Origin of the sequence: Vibrio sp. MMG023, from assembly GCF_021654215.1 — a bacterium.
Lineage (GTDB): Bacteria > Pseudomonadota > Gammaproteobacteria > Enterobacterales > Vibrionaceae > Vibrio > Vibrio jasicida.
Window position 1 is genome coordinate 786659 of sequence record NZ_JAKFZP010000002.1, and the last position, 24732, is coordinate 811390.

17 protein-coding genes are annotated in these 24732 nt (G+C 45.2%); 12 read left to right on the forward strand and 5 right to left on the reverse strand.

Annotated features, from left to right (window positions below; all coding sequences use genetic code 11):
• Positions 1 to 169 precede the first annotated feature (169 nt).
• A complete protein-coding gene (locus tag L1076_RS08755) occupies positions 170 to 1174 on the forward strand; it encodes a porin (protein WP_038865862.1) in 1005 nt (334 codons plus the stop codon).
• 117 nt (positions 1175 to 1291) lie between these two features.
• A complete protein-coding gene (gene dacB, locus L1076_RS08760) occupies positions 1292 to 2716 on the forward strand; it encodes a serine-type D-Ala-D-Ala carboxypeptidase (protein WP_054756406.1) in 1425 nt (474 codons plus the stop codon).
• Here dacB and L1076_RS08765 read toward each other — a convergent pair.
• Positions 2695 to 3540, reverse strand: coding sequence for a magnesium transporter (locus L1076_RS08765; RefSeq protein WP_054756404.1), 846 nt, complete (start codon positions 3538 to 3540; stop codon positions 2695 to 2697). The two genes, dacB and L1076_RS08765, sit on opposite strands and share 22 nt — an antisense overlap.
• A gap of 90 nt (positions 3541 to 3630) precedes the next feature.
• On the opposite strand from L1076_RS08765, the gene L1076_RS08770 reads away from it, so the two are divergent.
• Positions 3631 to 3819: a hypothetical protein gene (locus tag L1076_RS08770; RefSeq protein ID WP_237303514.1), complete on the forward strand. Its 189-nt coding sequence runs from the start codon at positions 3631 to 3633 to the stop codon at positions 3817 to 3819.
• Between the two features lie 141 nt (positions 3820 to 3960).
• On the opposite strand, the gene tyrS is transcribed toward L1076_RS08770, so the two are convergent.
• Complete coding sequence (gene tyrS, locus L1076_RS08775) at positions 3961 to 5148, reverse strand: tyrosine--tRNA ligase (RefSeq protein WP_038865855.1); 1188 nt, start codon at positions 5146 to 5148, stop codon at positions 3961 to 3963.
• A gap of 130 nt (positions 5149 to 5278) precedes the next feature.
• Between tyrS and L1076_RS08780 the strand changes: the two genes are divergently transcribed.
• The gene (locus tag L1076_RS08780) at positions 5279 to 6568 is read left to right on the forward strand and encodes a peptidoglycan DD-metalloendopeptidase family protein (RefSeq protein ID WP_042603158.1); all 1290 of its coding nucleotides are present in this window, start codon (positions 5279 to 5281) and stop codon (positions 6566 to 6568) included.
• Positions 6569 to 6610: 42 nt separating this feature from the next.
• On the opposite strand, the gene L1076_RS08785 is transcribed toward L1076_RS08780, so the two are convergent.
• The 3 genes from L1076_RS08785 to erpA all read right to left on the reverse strand — a co-directional run bounded on the left by L1076_RS08785 (position 6611) and on the right by erpA (position 11326).
• Positions 6611 to 9745, reverse strand: a complete 3135-nt coding sequence (locus L1076_RS08785; protein ID WP_237303515.1) for an efflux RND transporter permease subunit — start codon at positions 9743 to 9745, stop codon at positions 6611 to 6613.
• Positions 9746 to 9754: 9 nt separating this feature from the next.
• Positions 9755 to 10870 carry an efflux RND transporter periplasmic adaptor subunit gene (locus L1076_RS08790; protein ID WP_054756402.1) on the reverse strand — a complete coding sequence of 372 codons (1116 nt, stop codon included), beginning with the start codon at positions 10868 to 10870 and terminating at the stop codon, positions 9755 to 9757.
• Positions 10871 to 10984: 114 nt separating this feature from the next.
• On the reverse strand, positions 10985 to 11326 hold the full coding sequence (erpA, locus tag L1076_RS08795; protein ID WP_005439421.1) for an iron-sulfur cluster insertion protein ErpA: 342 nt from the start codon (positions 11324 to 11326) through the stop codon (positions 10985 to 10987).
• A gap of 246 nt (positions 11327 to 11572) precedes the next feature.
• Between erpA and hemL the strand changes: the two genes are divergently transcribed.
• From hemL to L1076_RS08835, 8 genes are all read left to right on the forward strand, one after another.
• Positions 11573 to 12868 carry a glutamate-1-semialdehyde 2,1-aminomutase gene (hemL, locus tag L1076_RS08800; RefSeq protein ID WP_038865849.1) on the forward strand — a complete coding sequence of 432 codons (1296 nt, stop codon included), beginning with the start codon at positions 11573 to 11575 and terminating at the stop codon, positions 12866 to 12868.
• A gap of 359 nt (positions 12869 to 13227) precedes the next feature.
• Positions 13228 to 14313 carry an AI-2E family transporter gene (locus L1076_RS08805; RefSeq protein WP_038865847.1) on the forward strand — a complete coding sequence of 362 codons (1086 nt, stop codon included), beginning with the start codon at positions 13228 to 13230 and terminating at the stop codon, positions 14311 to 14313.
• 76 nt (positions 14314 to 14389) lie between these two features.
• A complete protein-coding gene (gene rsmC, locus L1076_RS08810; RefSeq protein WP_038865846.1) occupies positions 14390 to 15415 on the forward strand; it encodes a 16S rRNA (guanine(1207)-N(2))-methyltransferase RsmC in 1026 nt (341 codons plus the stop codon).
• A gap of 229 nt (positions 15416 to 15644) precedes the next feature.
• Positions 15645 to 19031, forward strand: coding sequence for a response regulator (locus L1076_RS08815; RefSeq protein WP_038878951.1), 3387 nt, complete (start codon positions 15645 to 15647; stop codon positions 19029 to 19031).
• 817 nt (positions 19032 to 19848) lie between these two features.
• The gene (locus L1076_RS08820) at positions 19849 to 21531 is read left to right on the forward strand and encodes an ABC transporter substrate-binding protein (protein ID WP_038865843.1); all 1683 of its coding nucleotides are present in this window, start codon (positions 19849 to 19851) and stop codon (positions 21529 to 21531) included.
• Positions 21532 to 21701: 170 nt separating this feature from the next.
• Positions 21702 to 22688: an ABC transporter permease gene (locus L1076_RS08825; protein ID WP_038865841.1), complete on the forward strand. Its 987-nt coding sequence runs from the start codon at positions 21702 to 21704 to the stop codon at positions 22686 to 22688.
• 2 nt (positions 22689 to 22690) lie between these two features.
• On the forward strand, positions 22691 to 23716 hold the full coding sequence (locus L1076_RS08830) for an ABC transporter permease (RefSeq protein ID WP_039976207.1): 1026 nt from the start codon (positions 22691 to 22693) through the stop codon (positions 23714 to 23716).
• A gap of 2 nt (positions 23717 to 23718) precedes the next feature.
• Complete coding sequence (locus tag L1076_RS08835; protein ID WP_005386550.1) at positions 23719 to 24702, forward strand: ABC transporter ATP-binding protein; 984 nt, start codon at positions 23719 to 23721, stop codon at positions 24700 to 24702.
• Positions 24703 to 24732 lie beyond the last annotated feature (30 nt).

The following is a 24732-nucleotide window of genomic DNA, read 5'->3' on the forward strand; positions in this document are numbered from 1 at the left end:
CTCATAAGGAAACTTTAGCAGTAAAACATGTCCGGCAAGCTGTTACGTCATAGCTTTTTCGAATGTGGGCGATTCTCACGAGTGAAACTATACGCACAACAACAGCTTGTGAGAGATAACCTCTCCCCCATAAAACAATGATTATGGACAGCTAACTAGGACAAATAAGATGAAAAAGACTCTAATTGCTCTTTCTGTATCTGCAGCAGCTATGGCAACTGGCGTTAACGCAGCTGAACTTTACAACCAAGACGGCACTTCTCTAGAAATGGGCGGCCGTGCTGAAGCACGTCTATCTATGAAAGATGGCGACGTAGCGGATAACTCTCGCATCCGTCTAAACTTCCTTGGTACTCAAGCAATCAACGACAACCTATACGGCGTTGGTTTCTGGGAAGGTGAGTTCACTACAGCTGAAGAAGGCGGCGTAGACGGCAACAGCAATCTAGACACTCGTTACGCATACGCTGGTCTAGGCGGTGCTTTCGGTGAAGTTACTTACGGTAAAAACGACGGTGCGCTAGGCGTTATCACTGACTTCACAGATATCATGGCTTACGCTGGTAACACAGCTGCTGACAAACTAGCTGCGGCTGACCGTTCAGACAACATGTTCTCTTACAAAGGTCAATTCGAAAACCTAGCTGTTAAAGCTAGCTACCGTTTTGCTGACCGTGTAGAAGAAAACGGCGCATACAAAGACAACGGCGAAGATGGCTACTCTCTATCTGCAATCTACACTCTAGGTGACACTGGTCTTGACCTAGGTGCTGGTTACGCAGATCAAGCTGACGCTAACGAATACATGCTTGCTGCTTCTTACACTATGAGCGATCTATACTTCGCTGGTGTATTCACTGACGGCGAAAAAGAAGCTGACTTCAAAAACACTGTAGACTACACAGGTTACGAACTAGCGGGTGCTTACACTCTAGGTCAAACTGTGTTCACTTCTACGTACAACAACGCAGAGACAAACGGCGATACTTCAGCGAACAACTTCGCTATCGACGCGTCTTACTACTTCAAGCCTAACTTCCGTGGTTACGTATCGTACAACTTCAACCTAATTGATGCTGGCGATAAAATGGGTTCAACTGAATTCGCTAACCACAAAGCGACTAAAGCTGACGCAGAAGACGAGCTAGCTCTAGGCCTACGTTACGACTTCTAATTCAGTCTTAAGACTTGAAGATAAAATGCTCGCACTATGCGGGCATTTTTTATATCCAGAATTCTGCGATTTTTCGGTATATACTCAATTGCATAACTAACCTCACGAACTGTCACTATGCGCTTACCTTGGTCTTTATTACTTTTTTCTAGTCTCGCCCCACTCACATCTATGGCTTATCCTCATCAAGAGGTTTTGCCAGAAGGCTCCCGTGTCAGCTTGATTGCTGAAAAACTCAACGACCAAAGTGAGCTAACCGGTATTAATCCAACCGACCAATATTTCCCGCCAGCTAGCACGCTAAAAGTCGTCACCGCTTTGGCTGCGAAACTTGAACTGGGAAACAACTTTGCTTTTCGCACTACCCTAGAAAGCTCTAGCTCGGACGCCGTCATTCATTTTTCTGGTGATCCAACGTTGTTGACTGGCGATCTCAAAAATCTACTGACTCGCGCAAAGAAAAACGGTTTAACGCAAATCAAAGGCGACCTATGGCTCGATAATAGTGCCTTTACTGGATACAACCGTGCGGTCGGTTGGCCGTGGGACATTCTAGGGGTTTGTTATAGTGCGCCAGCATCGGCGATCACTCTAAATGACAACTGTGTTCAAGCTTCCATCTACACCAAGAAAAACGGTTCAACGCGGGTTTATGTTCCTGAGCATCAACCAATTAATGTCAGCACTAGTGTAAAAACCGTGTCTAGAAGCGTTCAAAAGAGCCGTCATTGCGATTTAGACCTAATTGCTAAGCCCGACAACCATTATGAACTTAACGGCTGCCTCGTTGACCGAGGGGACAAACCGTTACCTCTTAAATTTGCCGTACAAGACCCAGAAAGTTACACCAGCAAAAAATTAGAGAAGTTGCTTAAACAAGTTGGAATCAGCTTGAAAGGCAATATCCGTATCGGCACGCCTCCAGAAAAGCAGCGTAAATTGCTCGCGATACATAAATCGAAGCCTTTACCTCAATTGTTGGATAAAATGCTTAAACGCTCTGATAACCTTATTGCCGATACACTTACCAAAACATTGGGAGCGAAGTTTTTTGTCCAGGCGGGAAGCTTCGCCAATGGTACAGAAGCGATCAAGCAAATTATTTTTGCCAATACTGGGGTCGATATCCGTAATGCAAGACTAGAAGATGGCTCTGGCTTATCACGTAACAACCGAATCTCAGCGACCTCTATGGCAGCAATCCTGCGTTACATTTGGCAGCATGAGAAGGAACTCAACCTAATCGCCATTATGCCAAAGTCAGGTGAGTCTGGGACTTTGCAGTACCGAAAAAGTATGCGTAAAGCACCGATCAAAGGGCAGTTGATAGCAAAGAGTGGCTCGTTATACGGGACTTACAATATGGCGGGGTATGGGTTAGATAAGAATGGTAAACCAAACACTGTGTTTGTTCAGTTTGTATCGGATTATTTCCCAGAAAAAAGGGACGATAACAAACCTGTCGTCGCCCCTATTACGCGTTTTGAAAAACTCTTCTATCAAGACATTATCAGCTTCAGTCAGGCAATACCTAAGAAGTAGTTAACAACGGTAAAGTAAATCCACATACCTGAGATATCAACAATTGATGCTAAAACTGGGCTCACCAGAACGGCAGGGTCCAGTTTAAATGCTCGAGCAATAATAGGCAGTAGCCCACCTAATGTCGTCGAAATCGTCACCTGAATAAACAGAGCGACTGCAATAGCAAATGCGATGGTTTCAAGCTCAAAACCGCCCGTTGATTGATTACCGCTAAACAGCATAATTCTGCCAATCATCACGATAGAAATCGTAAACGCGATACATAAAGCGACGCGGCTTTCTTTCCAAAGCACTGCAAGCCATTGACGCTTCTTAAGCTCTCCAGTTGCAAGAGCTCGGATAACTAACGTAGCCGCCTGCGTTCCTGTATTACCACCAGCAGCAGCAATCACAGGCATGTATACAGCCAGCAAAACCAATTGGCTTAGTGTGTCCTCGTATTGAGCGATGATAAGTCCAGAGACAATACCAAGTAATGCAAGGGCAATGATCCAGCCAATACGCTGCTTCACATGCTCGATAACACTCGTCGATAAATAACCGTCCGGTGTATCAACCTCTGACATATGCAGCCCTAGCTGGTGCGCATAATGTCTCGCTCGTTTGTCATACCCTGCTTGTTCTAGTTGAGCAATTAGGCTGTTCACATAACCAACCGAGCAGTGCTGTAAAATACCGACGGCTTCGTCGATAGGCATTACGGTCAATAAGTGTAGCTGTTGCTCCTGCTCATATTGCAGAAATGCATTACGAGCGGCACCAATTTCAACCTCTGAGAAGTTTGGTGTTGTTTCAATAAAAGTGCTGTTCATTACCGTCATGGCGAATCTCCCGATTGGCATTGGTAACGACCATCGACAACGCACGCAAAAGGTTGTTCGCGCACTTGCTTTCTATATAACAAAATCAAGATGCGTGAAGACATCAATGCAATTGCACTGTCTGTTCAGAATCAGTTGAAGGAAATAACAGAAGGAAAAATAGAAAAGATGCCTTACCACTCAGGTAAGGCGGAGATCGCCAATACCGAAGCGGGTTATTTCGCTCCCTTAATCTTACTCACCCAGCAACTGGGAGGATGGTCGGTATTGTTCATGTAAATCTCCGATAAAGCTGCTCATTTTGCAGCGCGCGTATAGTAACAAAGTTCATCTGTTTTTACAGTCAATGTCACACGATTTCACTAAATTTTAATACAAAAAAAGCGCCGAGTAGGCGCTTTCATTTTGGGCAGTTATTGATTACTTAATAGTAATACGTGCAAATTTGCGTTTGCCAACTTGGAATACGTAAGTTCCAGATTCTGGCGCAAACTTCGCATCAGCAACTTTCTCGCCTTCAATCTTAGCTGCGCCTTGTTTAACCATGCGCATTGCTTCAGAAGTTGAAGCACATAGACCTGCTTCTTTCAGTAGGTTTGCTACTGGTGTGCCCGCTTCAAAATCAAACTCAGGCATTTCATCTGGAATTTGGTTCTTAGCAAAACGGTTCACGAATTCTTGCTCTGCCGCATCAGCATCCGCTTCACTATGGAAACGAGCAATGATTTCTTTCGCTAGCAGTACTTTGATATCACGAGGGTTCTTACCTGCTTCCACGTCAGCTTTGAACTGTGCAATTTCTTCCAATGGACGGAAAGACAGTAGCTCGTAGTAGCTCCACATTAGATCGTCAGAGATAGACATGATCTTACCAAACATTTCGCTTGGCGCTTCGCTAATACCAATGTAGTTACCAGAAGATTTAGACATCTTCTTCTCACCGTCTAGACCAACAAGCAGTGGCATCATTAATACCACTTGTGGTTTTTGACCGTGAGATTTTTGCAGTTCACGACCCATTAGTAGGTTGAACTTCTGGTCAGTACCACCAAGCTCAACGTCTGTTTCCATTGCTACTGAGTCCCAACCTTGCAGTAGTGGGTACATAAACTCATGAATAGCGATTGGCTGACCACCTGCGTAACGCTTTTTAAAATCGTCACGTTCTAGCATACGTGCAACCGTTTGGTTTGCCGCTAAACGAATCATACCCTCGGCACCAAGCTCAGATAGCCACTCAGAGTTGAACTGAATCTTAGTCTTAGCCGGATCAAGAATCTTAAATACTTGCTCTTTGTATGTTTCTGCATTGCGCAATACGTCTTCACGGCTAAGTGGAGGACGCGTTGTGTTCTTACCTGTTGGATCGCCAACCATTGCCGTGAAGTCACCGATTAGGAACGTCACTTCATGACCTAGCTCTTGGAACAAGCGAAGCTTATTGAAAATAACCGTATGGCCTAGGTGGATGTCAGGTGCTGTTGGATCGGCACCGAGTTTAATACGTAGAGGACGGCCTTCTTTTAGTTTCGCGATCAGCTCTTCTTCTGGAATCAGCTCTTCAACACCGCGCTTAATCTCGGCTAATGCAGCTTCAATGCTCGCCATTCTTGTTCACTCCCACAGATTTGGCAAAAATATAATAGCTGAACATCTTACTTGAATAGCGATGCATTTTGAAACACGTTAGACTAGGTAGTTGTCAATTTTTACGTTTAATTTAGCAATCAAGTACCTTATGCATTCGATTTTTGTCAGACTCCCACTCTTGCACAAAGTATTGATCGGCTTTTTTAGTGCCCTCATCATCTTTGCACTATTCTTTTTGCCTGATCCGCAAGACCTCGACCCGCAGCAAAGCCGACTCAAAGTTGGTGAGCACTATTCGGTACCAATTTCTGTAGAATCTCCCGAGCGCAGCGCCTCTTCTAATCTTCCTTCTGTTTTGCGTTGGGAAACCTACAAAGTCAAAAATGGCGAAAGCGCTGCCGTCCTGTTTAATCGTGTAGGGCTCTCCCCTCGTCTTCTTCACGAACTCATCACTTCAGATAAAGAGATCAAAGCGCAGCTTACTCGGCTTCGTCCCGGAGACCGGTTGCAATTTGGCTTTGATGAAAATAACGATTTTATACAGCTAAAACGTACATTGAATGCTTTTGAAACTTTCCGTATCAAGTTGCAGGGAAGTAAATACGTCTCTGAAGTCGACAAAAAAGAAGTCGACTATCAATACAACTACGCCGAAGCGACGATTAAATCTAACTTCTGGAATGCTGGTATTTCATCGGGATTGAATGCAAATCAAATCATGGAGCTGGCGGGAATCTTTGGTTGGGATATCGACTTTGCGTTGGATATTCGTAAAAACGACACCTTCCGAGTGCTTTATCAAGAAGAGGTCGTCGAGGGCGAAGTCATTGGACGTGGCAAAATTATCGCCGCAGTCTTTAAAAACCAAGGTGACACCTTCACCGCGATTTTAGATGAGAAGAGTGGTAAGTACTTCGACGAAAATGGTCGAGCAATGAAAAAGGCCTTCTTACGTGCGCCTCTGGATTTCCGCCGTGTAACCTCAAACTTCAACCCTCGTCGCCTTCACCCAGTAACCGGGAAAGTTCGCCCTCACCGTGGTACAGACTATGCAGCACCAGTTGGTACTCCAATTTGGGCTGCGGGTAACGGCGTAGTGCTGAAGTCGGCTTACAACAAATTCAATGGTAACTACGTCTTCATTAAACACAGCAATACCTATGTGACTAAGTACTTACACTTAACCAAACGCATGGTGAAGACAGGTCAACGTGTTAAACAAGGACAAACGATTGGTACTCTAGGTGGTACTGGACGAGTAACCGGACCTCACCTGCATTATGAGTTCTTAGTAAACGGCGTACACAAGAACGCAAGGACGGTAAAATTGCCGCAATCGAAATCTTTGACGGGGAAAGCAAAGCAAACCTTTATGGCTAACGCGAAAATCAGCATGGCGAAGCTTGACCGTTACAGTAAGTTACTCGCAATGAAATAATGTTGAGTGATGCGAGTAAAAATTGAATCACCAAGAGGCAGCCTAGGCTGCCTCTTTTGTTTCTGTTTGAGAATCATCAATATTATGCTCACGTCCAAGCATTAACAGGCAAGGCGTTAAAACCAAAGTCAGCACGGTCGCAAATGCCAAGCCACCAGCAACTGCGGTTGCTAATTGAGACCACCATTGGGTACTTGGTGCGCCAAATTCAACTTTTTGATTCACCAAATCGATGTTCATTTCTAACACCATTGGCAACAAACCTAATATGGTCGTCACTGTGGTAAGCAACACAGGGCGCAAGCGCTGAACCCCAGTCCGTAATATCGCGTCTGACTTTTCTAGACCACGTTTACGCATTTGGTTATAGGTGTCGATCAATACGATGTTGTTGTTTACAACAATACCAGCCAACGCAATCACCCCAATACCCGACATAATGATGCCGAACGGTTTTTGGAAGATGAGCAAGCCAGCAAACACACCAACCGTAGAGAACAGGACAGCACTTAAAATCAAAAATGCTTGGTAGAAGCTGTTGAATTGAGTAATCAGGATCAAAGCCATCACACCCAGTGCAACCATGAAAGCACTTTGTAAAAAAGCAGAAGAGTTTTCTTGCTCCTCGTTTTGACCGCGAATTTTAAACTCAATACCAGCAGGCAAGCCCAGCTGCTCTACTTCTGCCGCTATCTTTGGTAATTCAAGAGCAAGGTTATAGCCTTCAACCATGTCTGCTTTGATGTTCACTACGCGTCGGCCATCAACACGTCGAATTGTATCTTGCTTGTGGTCTGGCTTAATCTGAGCAAAGTTAGTGATCGGCACTAAGCCGGCCGCCGTTTTTACACGTAATTGGTCAAACCGACCGATATCCCGCTTCTCTTGCGGATAACGCACTAAGATATCGACTTCTTCATCGGCGTCATCGGGCAGATAATCACCAATCTTCAAACCGTTAGTCACAAACTGGACAGTATTACCAACCAAAGTCGCATCAGCGGCAAAGCGAGAAGCATCGTCCCTGCGAATATCAATCTGCCAGTCAATCCCCTCTTTATTAGTGGTATCACTCAAGTTAGTTAAAGCGGGATTACGATCAGCCCAGTAACGAACCATTTTGGCCGCACTGTCTAACTGATCAATGCTTGAGTTTTGTGCCGACATTTCAATGACGAGATCATGCTCTACTGGCGGACCAGCATCGGGGAATTTGTACTCCAACTCTACACCTGAGAATTGATTAGTAGTCTGTTTGAGCTCTTCAATGATGTCTTTCACTTTGCGACGATATTGCCAATCGACAGGCGTAATCTGAATCTGACCAATCTCATCACCATCATTTGAATCCGTTCCGGTACGCGTATAGACACTCTCAAACTCATCGTGTCCTAGCATGACTTTTTCGATCTCTTTCATCACGACGTCTTTTTCGTTGATCGATAAATCACCGTAAGAACGCACCTTGACGGTAAAGAATGCAGGATCTACCTCTGGAAAAAACTCCGCACCTAAGCCAGCTTTGCTGTAAGTAAAACCGACGCCACCCGCAAGCAATATCGCACTAAGTAACACTTTAAATGGGTGCTTAATCGCAATCGACAACGTACGATAGTAAAGCTTTGTAATGCCCGTCGCTTTCTCAAACTCTCCGTTGTGCAAGTCAACCATCTCTTGCTGGCTTTTCTGGTTAACAGCTTGAGGCTTACCAATGATTCCGCCTATAACCGGCACAAATAACAACGCCATTACAAGAGAAGCAGTCAAGGTTGCAATTAAGGTTAATGGTAAATACTTCATGAACTCGCCAGTAATATCTGGCCAAAAGAGTAATGGAGCAAATGCGGCGAGAGTGGTAGCCGTAGAGGCTGTAATCGGCCATGCCATACGTTTTGCAGCATCACGATAGGCTTCTTTACGTGGTATACCCTCTTGCATCCGCCTATCGGCAAACTCTGTCACGACAATTGCCCCATCAACGAGCATGCCGACTGCCATGATGAGAGCAAACAACACAACAATGTTGACCGTTAAGCCAAATACCGACAGAACTAATAACCCCGTCAGGAAAGAACCCGGAATAGAGATCCCAACAAGCAACGCCGTTCGAACCCCAAGAATTGCAATGATAACAATCACCACAAGAATGATTGCCGAGAGAATGTTGTTTTGCAGATCGTTGAGCATCAGTTTGACGTCATCAGACTGATCCCACGTGTATTTGACTTGTAGGTTATTCGGCCACTCTGAACGCTTTTGTGCCTCGAGCATTACTTGTTTGACTAACTCAACTGTCTCAATGATGTTTTCACCCGCGCGCTTTTTGACGTTGAGAACAACAGCAGGATTACCATCTAAGCGAGCAAAACTCTCAGGATCACGAAACGCCCTACGCACCGTCGCCACATCTCCAAAGGTAATCACCTCTTTGCCATTAACTTTAATTGGCAACTCTAAGACGTCTTTTAAAGAATCAAAAACAGAAGGGACTTTAACTGAGAATCGTCCATACCCCGTGTCGACAAAACCTGCTGCAACGACACGGTTGTTTAACGCGATCAAGTTGTAGATATCCGCTTGATCCAAACCGTAGCTTTCCATCAGCAATGGATCGACGACGATCTCTACAATGTCCTCCCGATCTCCCGCAATATCCACTTCCAAGACTTGGCGATAGCTTTCTAATTTATCGCGAAGTACACGGGCAATTTGTACAGTTGTACGTTCTGGTACAGTCCCGTAAAGCACAACCGTAAGTACTGGTTCTTCAGAGGCAAATGTGACTTCATTTACGGTCGGTTCGTCGCTGTCTTCTGGCAACTTCGGCTTAGCTAGATCCACAGCATCGCGCACATCCGCCATCGCCTCGGCCAGATCAACACCCACACTAAATTCAAGCGTGACCGAGGCATGACCTTCTGAAGCCACAGCGGTCATTTCTTTTACGCCTTCAATCGAACGCAACTCTTGCTCTATTGGGCGTACCAATAAGCGTTCTGCATCTGTTGGTGAAATCCCCTGATGCCCAACAGAAACATAAATGATTGGGATAGTGATGTCGGGACTCGACTCTTTGGGGATCGTGATGTAGGTGATCACACCTGCAATCAAAATCATCACCAACAAGGTGAGCATGGTACGTGCACGCGATAACGCAGCATCAATCAAAGCAAACATATTGCCTCCTTACTGCTGATTCGCGGCTTCGATGGCATCATCCACCTTCGTCGCCATCACTAAATCACCATCACGCGCAAAACCTTGTCCGAGCACAATGATGTCCACTTGGTCGCCCAATCCAGACAGCCAAACACCATCTTTTTCGGCTTTCACAAGTTGAATAGGAACAAAGTGGACATGCTGATCACGCAGTGTCTTGATGCCAAGGTTGCCTTCTTCATCGAGCGCGAGCATCGCTGCGGTCACTTTTACGGCCAACACTTCACTCAAAGACAACACGACTTCGGCACTGATCCCCGCCGGCATTGCACTCTCACGGTTATCAATTTCGATCTCAATTGGGAACGTATTGGTTGAAGTCGAAGACACACGTCCGATATAACGAATTGTGCCTTGGTGGTGGACGTTGTTGATAGTGCGAACGTCAGCGACTTGGCCTTCTTTTAAATACTGAATGTGACGCTCGCTCACATCCGCCTCGATGACTAACTTTTCAAGGTCAATAACGGTGGCAATCGGATCGCCAACACCAACAAAGTCACCAACTTCAACGAACCGATGGTCAAGAATGCCATCGAAAGGCGCTCTTACTTTGGTGTTTTTGAGTGCAGTTTCAACGTTACTTAGATTTGCTCGAGCATCAACCAAGGCAGCTTGTGCTGTGGCAAACGCAACTTCACCCTGTAACCCTCGATTTTTCAGAGACTCTGCGGCTTTAAACTCTTTTTCTTTAACACGCAGCATCGCTTTAGCGCGTTTGAGCTGAATATCGAGGTCACGTTCATCAATATTGGCAATCACCTGCCCTTGTTTCACGCTTTGCCCTTTTTGCACATTCAAACTGATGATCTTACCTGCGACTTCAGCCCCTAGGCGAGCTTGTCGATTTGGTGCAGTGCGACCGTACAGTTCAATGGTTTTGCTGGTTGGTTGGGCGGTAAAAGAGTTGAACATCACCTTAGCAACAGGCCTGTCTTCGGATTGAGAGTTTGAAGGAGAAGCCGTTTCGTCTTGTGCTTTAAGTTGACCCATTGCGAGCCAAGCAGCTAAAGCGACCACAAGCGTTAGAGAGACTAGCCATGGACGCTCTACAATACGACGTCCAAAAGAAGATCCAGACATACAAAGTCCTTTTTATTTTTAGCTCGCAGCTCTCTTTGGAACTGGGAGTGCGTTTACGTGACTTCCTGCTACGTAAAACTCAGGCAGCCAATTGGCTGCCTGTTGTCGTGTTAATTAAACACTGAATGATGCACCACAACCACAAGTTGTCGTCGCATTTGGGTTATTGACGAAGAAGCGAGCTCCTTCTAAACCTTCTGTGTAATCAACCACGCCACCGATTAGGTATTGCAGGCTCATTGGGTCTACAACCAGTGTTACACCGCTGTTTACGATTGTTGTGTCGCCTTCATTTACGTTCTCATCAAATGTGAAACCGTATTGGAAACCACTACAGCCTCCACCAGTAATGTATACGCGTAATTTCAGCGCTGGGTTTTCTTCTTCCGCAATCAACGTTTGAACGCGAGATGCCGCGGCATCAGAAAAAGACAATGGTACGTTTACTTCGCTCACGAAGACCTCTCTCACTCGTGTAATGCGTCAAGCCTGAAGCAAGACGTCAAATTTGTGCTAATTAGAGCGATTATCTAATACCTGACCAACTCGTTCAAGTATTCACCGCCGATTCTTTATATCCGATGCTGATATGTAAGATTACAACGCCAGACTACACATAAATTACCCAAAACGTTTCTAACTTGAAATTAGCTAGGTACAATGCGCTCCACTTGGTCCGAGCAATCAAAAGAGGATAACCCCATGACCAAATCATCAGAGCTATATCAAAAGGCTCAGCAAACCATTCCTGGCGGTGTGAACTCACCAGTTCGTGCATTCAACGGCGTTGGCGGTTCTCCGCTATTTATCGAACGAGCAGACGGTGCCCTGATTTTTGATGCCGATGGTAAAGCGTACATTGATTACGTTGGCTCTTGGGGTCCTATGATTCTAGGTCATAACCACGCAGTTATCCGTCAAGCAGTTATCGATGCAGCACAACGCGGTCTAAGTTTTGGTGCGCCAACTGAGATGGAAATCGCAATGGCTGAGCTTGTATCTGAGCTCGTGCCATCAATGGAACAAATCCGCATGGTGAGCTCTGGCACAGAAGCAACCATGAGTGCTATCCGTCTTGCTCGTGGCTTCACTGGCCGTGACAAGATCATGAAATTTGAAGGTTGTTACCACGGCCACGCTGACAGCTTGCTAGTAAAAGCGGGCTCTGGCGCACTAACTCTAGGCCAACCAAGCTCTCCTGGCGTTCCTGCAGATTTTGCTAAGCATACGTTAACGGCAACATTCAACGATCTAGATTCAGTCCGTGAACTGTTCGCTGCAAACAAAGGCGAAATCGCTTGTATCATCGTTGAGCCAGTTGCGGGCAACATGAACTGTATTCCACCAGTAGAAGGCTTCCATGAAGGTCTACGCGAAATCTGTGACCAAGAAGGTGCACTACTGATATTTGATGAAGTAATGACAGGTTTCCGTGTTGCTCTTGGTGGCGCGCAAGCACACTACAACATCAAACCAGACCTAACGACACTAGGTAAGGTTATCGGTGGTGGTATGCCAGTGGGCGCTTTTGGTGGTCGTAAAGAAGTCATGCAATACGTAGCGCCAACAGGCCCTGTTTACCAAGCAGGCACGCTTTCTGGTAACCCAGTTGCAATGGCAGCAGGCTTTGCATGTTTGAACCTTCTAAAAGAAGAAGGGAACGAAAAGCGCCTAGCAGCAAAAACTAAGCAACTTGCACAAGGCTTCAAAGAACTTGCCGACAAACACGGCGTGCCATTGGTAGTAAACCAAGTGGGCGGTATGTTTGGCTTCTTCTTCACTGACCAAGAAACCGTAACGTGCTACGAAGACGTGACTAAGTGCGATGTTGAGCGCTTCAAACGTTTCTTCCACCTAATGCTAAAACACGGCGTATACCTAGCGCCATCGGCATTCGAAGCAAGCTTCACTTCTCTTGCACACGGCTCAAAAGAGATCGATGCAACATTAGAAGCGGCAGATCGCTGTTTTGCAATTCTGGCAGAAGAAGCGAAGTAAGCTTTTCTCCCCAGAACATCAATACTAAAAAGGACCTTCACGGTCCTTTTTTATTGCCTGCATTACGCTTGCCAGTTAAAAATCACTAAGATAGCTAACACGCCAAGAACGATACCAAACCACGGAATACGCTTAGTTTTCTTTTCACTCTGACACTTCTTGTCACCGTTACAACAACCCATTTTTCTATCTCTTGATTGATAACTGCCTGATTTGTGGTCATTATAACAAGGTCCGTTGCACCTTCCCAATTCGGCTATGTCATAAGCTTGAAAGAATCGTCGGTGCAAAGTAATAAAGGTTTGACGCTGTGGTATAAAGCGCTAGCCGTAACATCATCCGTAAGTTGGATTAATCCCATGCCGAACAATGTAAAAATCACGTCGAGTCACCGAGTGTTAGTTGTTGCACTACTCGCCGCTGCTTTTGCCTGCTATTTATTGGTTGAGCCCTATGTAAACTCAATCGTAATGGCCTTTATCATCTCGCTACTTATGTTCCCAATACATGAGTGGTTTGAGAGCAAAATGCCTAACCATAAAAACTTGGTCTCGCTACTCTCTTGTGTGGTTCTAACCTTTATTATTGTGATTCCATTGTTGTTTGTCTTTGCTGCTATCGTTCAGCAAGGTTCCGTCTTTTCTCAAAACACCTATAAGTGGGTGACCAATGGTGGAATCCAAGATATCTTCCAACACCCTTGGGTAGTCAAAGGTTTAGCACTGGTTAATGAGTACTTACCTTTCGATAAAATAGAACCTCAAGCTATCGCAGAGAAGATTGGTCAATTCGCCACATCATTTGGTTCAAACCTTGTAGCTATTAGCGCAAAAATCCTCGGTGATGCAACGAACTTCCTAATGGATTTCTTCCTAATGTTGTTCGTTTTGTTCTTCCTACTGCGTGACCACGACAAGATCATCTCGGCGATGCGCCATATTCTGCCGCTCTCTCGTAGCCAAGAAGACAAAATACTGACCGAAATTGAGCAAGTATCGAAATCTGCAGTTATGGGCTCGTTCTTAACCGCAATAGCGCAAGGTTTCGCTGGCGGTATCGGTATGTGGCTTGCTGGTTTCCCGGGCTTATTCTGGGGCACCATGATGGGCTTCGCCTCTTTCATTCCAGTGGTCGGTACCGCACTGATCTGGATTCCAGCAGCAGCCTACTTGTTCCTGACTGGTGACACCACTTGGGCAATCTTCTTGACGGTGTGGAGTATCGTTGTCGTTGGTTCGATCGATAACCTATTACGTCCATTGCTAATGCAAGGCAGCGCAGGCATGAACACGCTAATGATCTTCTTCTCGCTGCTGGGTGGTCTGCATCTATTTGGTTTAATTGGCCTTATTTACGGTCCACTGATCTTTGCCGTGACCATGGTTCTATTCAATATCTACGAAGAAGAGTTTAAAGACTTCCTCAACCAACAAGACAATAGCTAACAACCGCTTATTCACTTCAAGCTTGGGCCAGATTATGCGAAAATCTGGCCCTAATTATTTCTGATGAACCAAATTTATGTCTGCTTATATCGCTCCAAGCCAAATAGCTCAGCGTCAACTCGAGTATTTTAACGGAAAACACGTTTTAGTTGCTGGTGAAGTAGAAGACTTATTTCCACTGGAACTGGTGGATCACTGTGAGTCTGTTGAAGTATTCACTTCAAACTACAGCTATTACCGTCAAATCAGTACTTCTGAAAAAATCAAAAGCCATTTTGGTTCAGAGTTTGATGCCGATACGCAGGCAGACATGGTGTTACTGTACTGGCCAAAGGCAAAGCCAGAGGCGGAGTACCTACTCGCTATGTTAATGGCGAAGCTAGGCATCAACACTGAGATCGTAGTCGTCGGCGAAAATCGCTCCGGCGTGAAAAGCATTGAGAAAATGTTTAAAGGCTATGGTCCTGTGAAGAAGTACGACACGGCTCGTCGTTGTTCATTTTACTGGGGAACATGCTTGAGCGAGCCAAAGCCGTTTGATCAGGCAGAATGGTTTAAATCTTATACCATTACTCTTGGAGAACAATCCGTTGAAGTAAAAAGCCTTCCAGGTGTATTCAGCCATGGTGAATTTGACTTGGGTAGCCAATTACTTTTAGAAACGTTGCCAAACCTGTCAGGTAAAGTGCTCGACTTCGGTTGTGGTGCAGGTGTTTTAGGCGCATTTATGGCGAAAGCCAATCCAGAAATTGCGATTGAAATGTGTGACATCAACGCGTATGCCATCACTTCAAGCCAAGCAACACTCGAAGCGAACGGGTTATCAGGTCGTGTTTTTGCCTCAGATATCTACTCAGACACGGCTAAAGACTACCGTTTTATCATTAGTAACCCACCATTCCATAGTGGTTTAGACACCAACTATAACGCTGCCGAAACCTTACTTGGACAAGCACCACGCTACATGACACGAGATGGTGAAATGATCATCGTTGCAAACAGCTTCTTGAAATACCCCCCAATTATTGAGCAAACATTCAATAATTGCGAGACGCTAAATAAGACTAATAAGTTCTCGATTTACTACGCGAAAAAACCTTAGCCTCTCTATTGCGCAGGTGAAATCCTGCGCACTTCTTACTTAAATTTCATTCAACTCTTCGAAAAACTGCGTCACTCCCCACGCTTTGCAATCAACTTTCTTGTCAAAGAAAAAAAACTCGTTAATTTTGTTAATTCTATCGAATCTAACTTCTTATCCGTTTTTAACGAGAACCTTGGCAAGCCCTAGTAATTTGGTCGCTGCCCTTTTATGAGTTGTAATCTTATTCATGTTTAAATTCTACAAAAAGCAGAAATTTAAGCGCCTGCAAAGCACGCTAATGACCGCGTTTTTGGTTCTTAGTATCACGCCTTTGACGATCACTGCGATTTTCTTCCTGCAGTCACACAGTAAAGATCTTCAAGAACAAAGTACCTCACACCTACTTTCTGTGCGTGACACGAAGCAACAACAGATCATCGACTACTTTGCGGCTCAAGAAACTGAGGTCATGGGCTTTGTTCGCTCAGAATTGGCGTATGCCAGTGGTGGTCGATTCTATGGTTTAGTCAATGCATTCAGTCGCCTAGGGCATGATATTGACGAAGCAAGAGAGAACGCACAGCAACGTTATATCCAAGGCAGTGGCGACCAGATAAAAACTTCAATTTTGCCAGAGTCCTCTAACTATGTTGGTAGTGAGCGTTATCGCCTATTACATAAACGCTACCACTGGGCGTATCTAGAACTGTTAAAGCGCTCTGACTTCAACGACATCTTGTTGGTCGACATTGACGGTAACGTGACTTATTCAATCAATAAAGATGACAATTACGGCACAAACTTACTGACTGGCAGCTATAAAGACAGCGCCTTGGGCCGAACATTCAAACGTCTGTCGGAGGACGTTAATGCGCGTCGTAAAGTCAATGAAGATTACACACCTGTTGTGTTTTCTGACTTTGAGATCGAAAACGGTAAGCAAGTCGCCTGGCTAGGTGCGCCGATTGTTCAGCAAGGTTACCTGCACAGCTATGCCATGTTCCGACTACCAAACAATGGCATTACAAAGCTAATTGCAGAAATTAACCGTGATTCTTCTATTGAGACTTTGTTGGTTGGCAGTGATCACAAACCTCGTACAATTAACACCAAGCAAGACAACATCCAAAACAGCCTAGAAATTATCGACAAAGCACTCGCGGGCGAAACCGAAGTAGGCACTTACAGCAACCGCTTAGGTGAAGAGATGATCGCGGCGTTTGCACCCATTGAAACTCGTGGTCTAACTTGGGCGCTAGTCGTACAGCTTCCTGAAAAAGAAGCGTTTGCCCGTGTCCATCAGCTTGAGAAACTGTTTGTGATTGCGATGTTGATTGCAATTGTATTAGTCGTTATCGCTTCACATTACTTATCTAATTTCATCACTTCGCCGCTACTCAAGCTTACTTGGGCAGCAGAGAAAGTGTCTGCTGGTGACTTAGATGAGACGACCTTTAATACTCAGCGAAAAGATGAGATCGGGCGTCTTGCGATCAGCTTTGAACGTATGCAGCGCTCAATTCGAGAAAAGATTCAAACGATTAAACAACAAAACGAAGAGCTTGAGAGCAACATTAAGTTGATTCAAAAGCAAAACGAGGAGTTGCAATTAGCAGACAAACTCAAAGATGAATTCTTAGCAACTACGTCTCACGAATTGCGGACACCGCTACACGGCATGGTGGGGATTGCAGAGACATTGGTATCTGGCGCAAACGGTGTGATTCCTGCGAGCCAAAAATACCAGCTAGACATCATTATTAAGAGTGGTCAGCGCTTGGCAAATCTCGTTGATGATTTATTGGATTATCATAAGATGCGCTATGGCAGCATGGATATCCAAAAATCAGCGGTAAGCTTAGCAAGTGCAACACGTTTGGTACTGGAACTCTCTGGCCACCTGTTAGGTAACAAAACAATCCGCATCATTAACCAAGTCCCTGCGGACTTAAAAGCGGTCTCTGCCGATCCACAACGTATAGAGCAAGTGCTTTACAATTTGATTGGTAACGCAATTAAGTACACCTCAGAAGGTAAAATTGTCATCTCCGCAAATGTGGTGGACGATCAGGTGCGCGTCCAAGTCGTTGATACTGGCCAAGGTATCCCAGCGGAACATTTGGAGCACATCTTTGAACCGCTCATTCAGGCGGGCCAAGATGCAAGTCGTTACCGTCAGGGTGCAGGACTCGGCCTATCCATTAGCCGTCAGCTTATCGAGTTGATGGGCGGCTCACTGTATGTAAGTAGTCAACCAATGGTAGGAACAACCTTTAGCTTCACTTTACCTCTTGCAACAGAAGAGGAAATAAAAGCAACACAAACTCTGGCGGCTCGTGGTCACTTCCAAATCCCTGAAGCAAATTTGGAAAACACCGACGACTTATCTCTGCCAGAAAACCCGGATGGTCCACTACTCTACGTCGCAGATGATGAACCAGTAAACTTACGCGTTTTAGAGAGCTTCTTACGATTGGAAGGCTATCGAGTGCGTACGATTTCAGATGGCCCTGATACGCTAGCGTTAATTGAACAAGAGAAACCAGAGCTGTTGCTATTGGATATCATGATGCCAGGCATGAGTGGCTACCAGGTATGTAGCGAGTTACGTAACACTTACGACCACGCAGAACTGCCGATCATCATGTTAACGGCATTAAGCCAGACAGAAGATCGTGTAAGAGGCTTCGAGGCTGGTGCAAATGATTACTTGTCCAAACCATTTAATAAACAAGAACTAGCCGCTCGAATCCAAGCGCATTTGACAGCAAGCAAAGCCGAAATGCGTCACATGGAAAACAAGTTGCTTGAATCTGAACTGCGTCAACGCGCAGAAGTCGAAGCCAGTTTACTTGAAACACAAGGACGTTTGTTAGAGCAACTTGAATCTGCTCCAGAGGCCATCATCTGTTTGCGAGAAGACCAACGAATTCGCTTTGCCAACGAGGCGGCTTGTAAACTCTTCAAACGCAGCCTAGAACAGTTAAAACGCTCATCAGCTGATGAACTCATTGCGCCAAAATTCTTAACCGTCAAGCAACCACACTACTGTGGCAAGATTGATATCTACATCGAAGATATCCGTCAAAACATTGAAGCAGACATTCTCAAACTGCCAGAAGGCTCTGGTTTAGACGTTATGTACATCTTTAACGTTGGTGGTGGAGCAAACGCAGCACGTATTCATAATCTGGAAACCGCAGTAGAAGTTCTTTCATGCTATGCGTTCGATGGAGACAAAGATCAACTACAAAAACTGAAAGAGCTGGGCGGAGAGTTTACTCGTCTTGCCGACAAAGCATTAGGCAATAAGAAAGATAAACAAGAGTTGATGCGTGAAGTACTGGTTGATGCGATGACACATGCTTTAGAATACTGGGAATCCGTTACAGGAGAAACCAAGTTTGCTTTCGCTGAGCAAAGTGGCTTTTGGCGTGTTTACCTAGACCGCAGTACATTACAGACTCGAACACTTGATAAATACATGCGCATCGAAACTCTGCCAAAAACACCACGCTGGAGAACCGTTTTAAACTCGATAGAGTTTATTCTTGAGCACTGTAAAGAACAAAGCCCAGAACGTGCTTACATCGAAGCACAGCGGGACAAACTGCAAAGGCTCCTCACGAGCTAAGCATGCCTATTTTAATTCAAGCCCTGCCTCGCGCAGGGCTTTTTTTGATAGTAAAAGCAGCCACCCTAGCTTCCACAGCAATGCTCAAATGTATTCACCTCATTCACCACTCAATAATGAACCACTTTCCCACCTCAGTCCTTCCTATAAGACTTGGAAGCAACATATCAGAATCATTTTTAAAAGACGATTAAACCAAGTTTTTTCTGGGTTGAGCGACGGCAAATAGCATCGTGTCATTTCGAACAAATACGCAGAAAAAACACTTCCTTTCCCCCATAAAAAAAGCATAATCAGCCGCCAAATTTCATCGCCGAAATGGGCTGTTTTTTACTTTTAAAGGGAAAATTGACCAACAATTAACGGAGATTGCGAAGTCAATCACAACAGAACGGCAGATTAAATTTCACCTAGTTAATTAACAAAATTTTCGTGTGTGAGCCAGATCGCCAAAGCAAAGAGAATGCAAAACAAACATACAATAAAAGACCTATGAAGTAAGCAACCACTAACACACAGTATTTGTGCGGATATAAACTGCGACACATATCAACGTTTGTTTTTTAGCCTACAGAGACTTAAAAACGAACAAAATGACGTTTGTAACGTAGTTGGCTTAGTTTTTAACGTTTTTAACGGGAATCGAGTTTGATTATTTTGTGGATAAGGTGTTTTCTTAGTCCTGCCTAAGGCCTACAGGCCACTCTTAGAGCGACACAATTTGAAGTGTAGTGAAGAGGTGGGCCTTGGAGAGTGTTTATCAATTGATGACATTCAATTCCATTAGTGAAATGAAAGCAAATAGTAAGGAACAGCTATGCTTGCCAATATTAAAAAAACAGCACTAGCAACAGCAATTATTGCAACGGCTACTACAGGTTTTGCATCAGTAGCTACAGCCGCTGAGCGCAGTGAACTGACTATCCACCCTAAAGAGTTTACAACTTTTGTTCGTAACTTTAACCCTTTCTTGGGTGCAACTAACCTGCACACAACTACTGACTTTATTTACGAGCCTCTAGTTGTTTTCAACGAAATGCACGGTAACACACCGGTATTCCGTCTAGCAGAAAACTTCCAAATGTCTGACGACCTAATGAGCGTAACTTTCGATATCCGTAAAGGCGTAAAATGGTCTGACGGCGAAGCGTTTACCGCTGATGACGTTGTTTACTCTTTCAACCTAGTTAAAGAGAAGCCAGAGCTAGACCAATCTGGTATCAACTCTTGGGTAACTGGCGTAGAAAAAGTTAACGATTACAAAGTTAAGTTCCGTCTAAGCGAAGCAAACTCAAACGTTCCTTACGAAATTGCTAAAGTACCAGTTGTACCTAAGCACGTATGGAGCAAAGTGAAAGATCCATCAACATTCACTAACGAAAATCCAGTAGGTTCTGGCCCATTCACAGTGATCGACACTTTCACTCCTCAGCTGTACATCCAGTGTGAAAACCCGAACTACTGGGATGCAGCGAACCTAGACGTTGACTGTCTACGTGTTCCACAAATCGCAAACAACGACCAATTCCTAGGTAAAGTTGTAAACGGTGAGATGGACTGGACTTCTTCATTCGTTCCAGATATCGACCGTACTTACGCAGCAGCGAGCCCTAAACACCACTACTGGTACCCGCCAGCAGGTACACAGGCATTCGTTGTAAACTTCAAGAACCCAGATGCAGCGAAAAACGAAGCACTAACTAACGTTGACTTCCGTCGTGCATTCTCTATGGCTCTTGACCGTCAAACTATCATTGATATCGCTTTCTACGGCGGCGGTACTGTGAACGACTTCGCATCTGGCCTTGGCTACGCATTCGAAGCTTGGTCTGACGAAAAGACTCATGACAAGTTCAAAGCTTACAACTCATACAACGCTGAAGGCGCTAAGAAGCTTCTAGCTAAAGCTGGCTTCAAAGACGTAAACAAAGATGGTTTTGTTGACACTCCATCAGGTAAGTCTTTCGAGCTTCTAATCCAATCTCCAAACGGTTGGACTGACTTCAACAACACTGTACAGCTTGCTGTTGAGCAACTTGCAGAAGTCGGTATCAAAGCACGTGCTCGTACACCAGATTTCTCTGTGTACAACCAAGCTATGCTTGAAGGTACTTACGATGTTGCGTACACCAACTACTTCCACGGTGCAGACCCATACACTTACTGGAACAGTGCTTACAACTCAGCACTTCAGTCTGGCGACGGTATGCCTCGTTTCGCGATGCACTTCTACAAGAACGATAAGCTAGATGGCCTACTTAACAGCTTCTACAAAACAGCTGATAAGCAAGAACAGCTAGAAATCGCTCACGGTATCCAGCAAATCATCGCTCAAGACCAAGTGACTATTCCTGTATTGTCTGGTGCTTACATGTACCAATACAACACAACTCGCTTCACTGGTTGGTGGAACGAAGAAAATCCTAAGGGCCGTCCAAACATTTGGGCTGGTATCCCAGAGCGTCTACTTCACGTATTGGATCTAAAACCAGTTAAATAAGTAGAAGTTCATTTCTAGCGGCACACATCCCGTGTGCCGCCTATAAAAATCCCCTTGTGACCAAACCAACATATGGCGCTCGTCGTCAGGGGATTTTTCGCTCTAAATTTCGCTAGGAGCGACCTGAAACCAGAAACAGGGAAAAAATCTGGGTGAGTAAGGTGTGAGTTATGGGTTATTTTTTAAGACGTTTGTCGTTCTATCTTGTCGCGCTCTTGGTTGCAGCGACGTTAAACTTCATTATTCCGCGAGCAATGCCTGGTGACCCAGTTACCATGATGTTTGCTAACGCATCAGTACAGGTAACACCAGAGCGAATCGCAGCAATGAAAGAGCTGTTAGGTTTCGTAGATGGTCCAATTTATGTTCAATACCTGTCGTACATTAAAAACATTCTAAGCTGGGAGCTAGGCACTTCTATCCAGTTCTACCCGCTTTCAGTTAACTCTCTACTAGGCAGTGCATTTGGTTGGTCACTATTCCTAGCTGGTACGGCAGTTGTGCTTTCATTCTCTATTGCATCTGTACTGGGTATCTTTGCAGCATGGAAACGTGGTAGCAAATACGATGCATTTGTAACGCCTGGAACGCTAATTATCCAAGCAATCCCGCAAATGGTTATCGCGATGCTAGCGCTGTTTATTTTTGCAATCGGTCTTAAATGGTTCCCATCTGGTTACGCTTACACACCGGGTACCATTCCTGACTGGACAAGTTGGGAATTCATAAAGGACGTTGGTTATCACGCGGTTCTTCCATTGTTCTGTGCAACGATTGTTCAGATTGGTGGCTTCCTAGTAAATATGCGTAACAACATGATCAACCTTCTTGCTGAAGACTACATCACGATGGCAAAAGGTAAGGGTCTAAGCCAAAACCGTGTTGTATTTAACTACGCCGCACGTAACGCACTACTACCAAGTGTTACAGCACTTTCAATGTCTCTAGGTATGGCAATCGGTGGTCAGCTTATCATCGAGATGATCTTCAACTACCCAGGCCTAGGCACAGTGCTTCTAAACGCAATTCACGCACGTGACTACCAAGTACTTCAAGGTCAGCTAATTATCATGACGATGTTCATGCTGTGCTTCAACTTAATGGCTGACATGCTGTACATGATTCTAGACCCTCGCCTACGTAAGGGAGGCAAATAATCATGAAAGAACTATTTAAACTGATTTTAGGTAACGCGTTCGCACGTGTTGGTTTAGCCATTATCGCTTTGTTTATCTTTGTTGCAGTGGCTGCTCCTTTAATTACTCAACACGCTCCAGACAAACGCACGGGTAACCCACATGAATACCCTGGCTTTGTTGTAAAACAAGCGCAAAACAACCCTGATGGCTGGGTGGCTAAAAATCTAGCCGATGACCGTCGTACGCTTATCATGTCGAAAAAAGCGGACCACGTTCTAGGTACGTCTCGCATGGGTCGTGACATTTGGTCTCAAGTGGCATACGGCGCGCGAGTATCTCTAGGTGTTGGTTTCGGTGCTGGTGTTATCGTGTGTTTCCTAGCAACGGTTATCGGTATCTCTGCTGGTTACTTTGGTGGTCGTGTTGATGACGTGTTAAGTGCCGCAATGAATATCATGCTGGTTATTCCACAATTACCGCTGCTGTTTGTACTTGCCGCCTTTATCGGGGAGGCTGGGCCACTCACCATTGCATTAATCATTGCCGGTACCTCCTGGGCTTGGGGTGCACGAGTGGTTCGAGCTCAAACCATGGCCTTGCGTGAAAAAGAATTTGTTAAAGCGGCTGAGGTTCTTGGTGAGTCATCTCTTCGTATCATCTTCGTTGAGATTCTACCAAACCTTATCCCAATCGTAGGTGCAAGCTTCATCGGTTCAGTAATGCTAGCAATCAACACGGAAGCTGTAATCTCGTTCCTAGGTCTGGGCGATGCGAACACCATCAGTTGGGGCATCATGCTGTACAACGTGCAAACCTCATCGGCGATGCTAATCGGCGCATGGTGGGAAGTTCTAGCTCCTTGTATTGCACTAACGTTACTGGTTACAGGTCTTGCTCTACTTAACTTCGCCGTTGATGAAATTGCGAACCCGCAGCTTCGCTCTCACAAAGGCATGAAGCGCTGGAAGAAACTAGCAGCAAAAGACAAGAAAGAGCGTGAGCCTGAACTGGCACCACAAAATGCACTATGGAGCGGAGATAAATAATCATGACTGCACCACTAATTTCTATCCGTAACCTATGCGTAGACTACATTACAGATGCGGGCGATGTCCGCGCCTGTAACAACGTCAGCTTTGACATCGCACCCGGCGAAGTATTCGGCCTAGCTGGTGAATCAGGCTGTGGTAAATCGACTGTTGCCTTCTCGCTAATGCGCCTTCATAAGCCGCCTGCGTTTATCACTGGTGGTGAGGTTATTTTCAATGGCGAAGATATCCTCCAGTACAGTGATGACCGTATGCAAGCGTTCCGTTGGAGCGAAATGTCGATGGTATTCCAGAGTGCGATGAACGCTTTGAACCCTGTTCTTACTATGGAAGAACAGTTCTGCGACGTCATCATGCGTCATACCAATATGACGCGTGCTCAAGCAAAAACACGAGCTGAAGGTCTGCTGGAAATCGTTGATATCCACCCTAGCCGCTTAAGCGACTACCCACACCAGTTCTCCGGTGGTATGCGTCAGCGTCTAGTAATCGCAATCGCTTTGGCTCTGAACCCAAAAATGATCATCATGGATGAACCAACTACCGCACTAGATGTAGTAGTTCAACGTGAAATTCTACAAAAGATTTACGCGCTTAAAGAAGAGTTTGGTTTCTCAATCCTGTTCATCACGCATGATTTGTCTTTGATGGTCGAGTTCTCTGACCGTATCGGCATCATGTACTCAGGTGAATTAATTGAAGTTGCACCTTCTAAGCAGATTCTGGAGAGTCCTTACCACCCTTACACCAAAGGTTTGGGTAGCTCTTTCCCTCCACTAACTGGTCCAAAGACCAAATTGACTGGTATTCCGGGTAACCCGCTGAACTTGCTAGAAGTGCCACAAGGTTGCCGCTTCCAAGCTCGTTGCGACCGCGTACATGAAGCATGTACACGAGTACCAACGCAACTACGTCAAATTGAACCAGGTCGTCTCTCAAATTGTCATTTGTACGGCGACACCATTGCTCAAGCTAAGGTTTAACAACAAAAAATAACGCTAGCTAAGAACAAA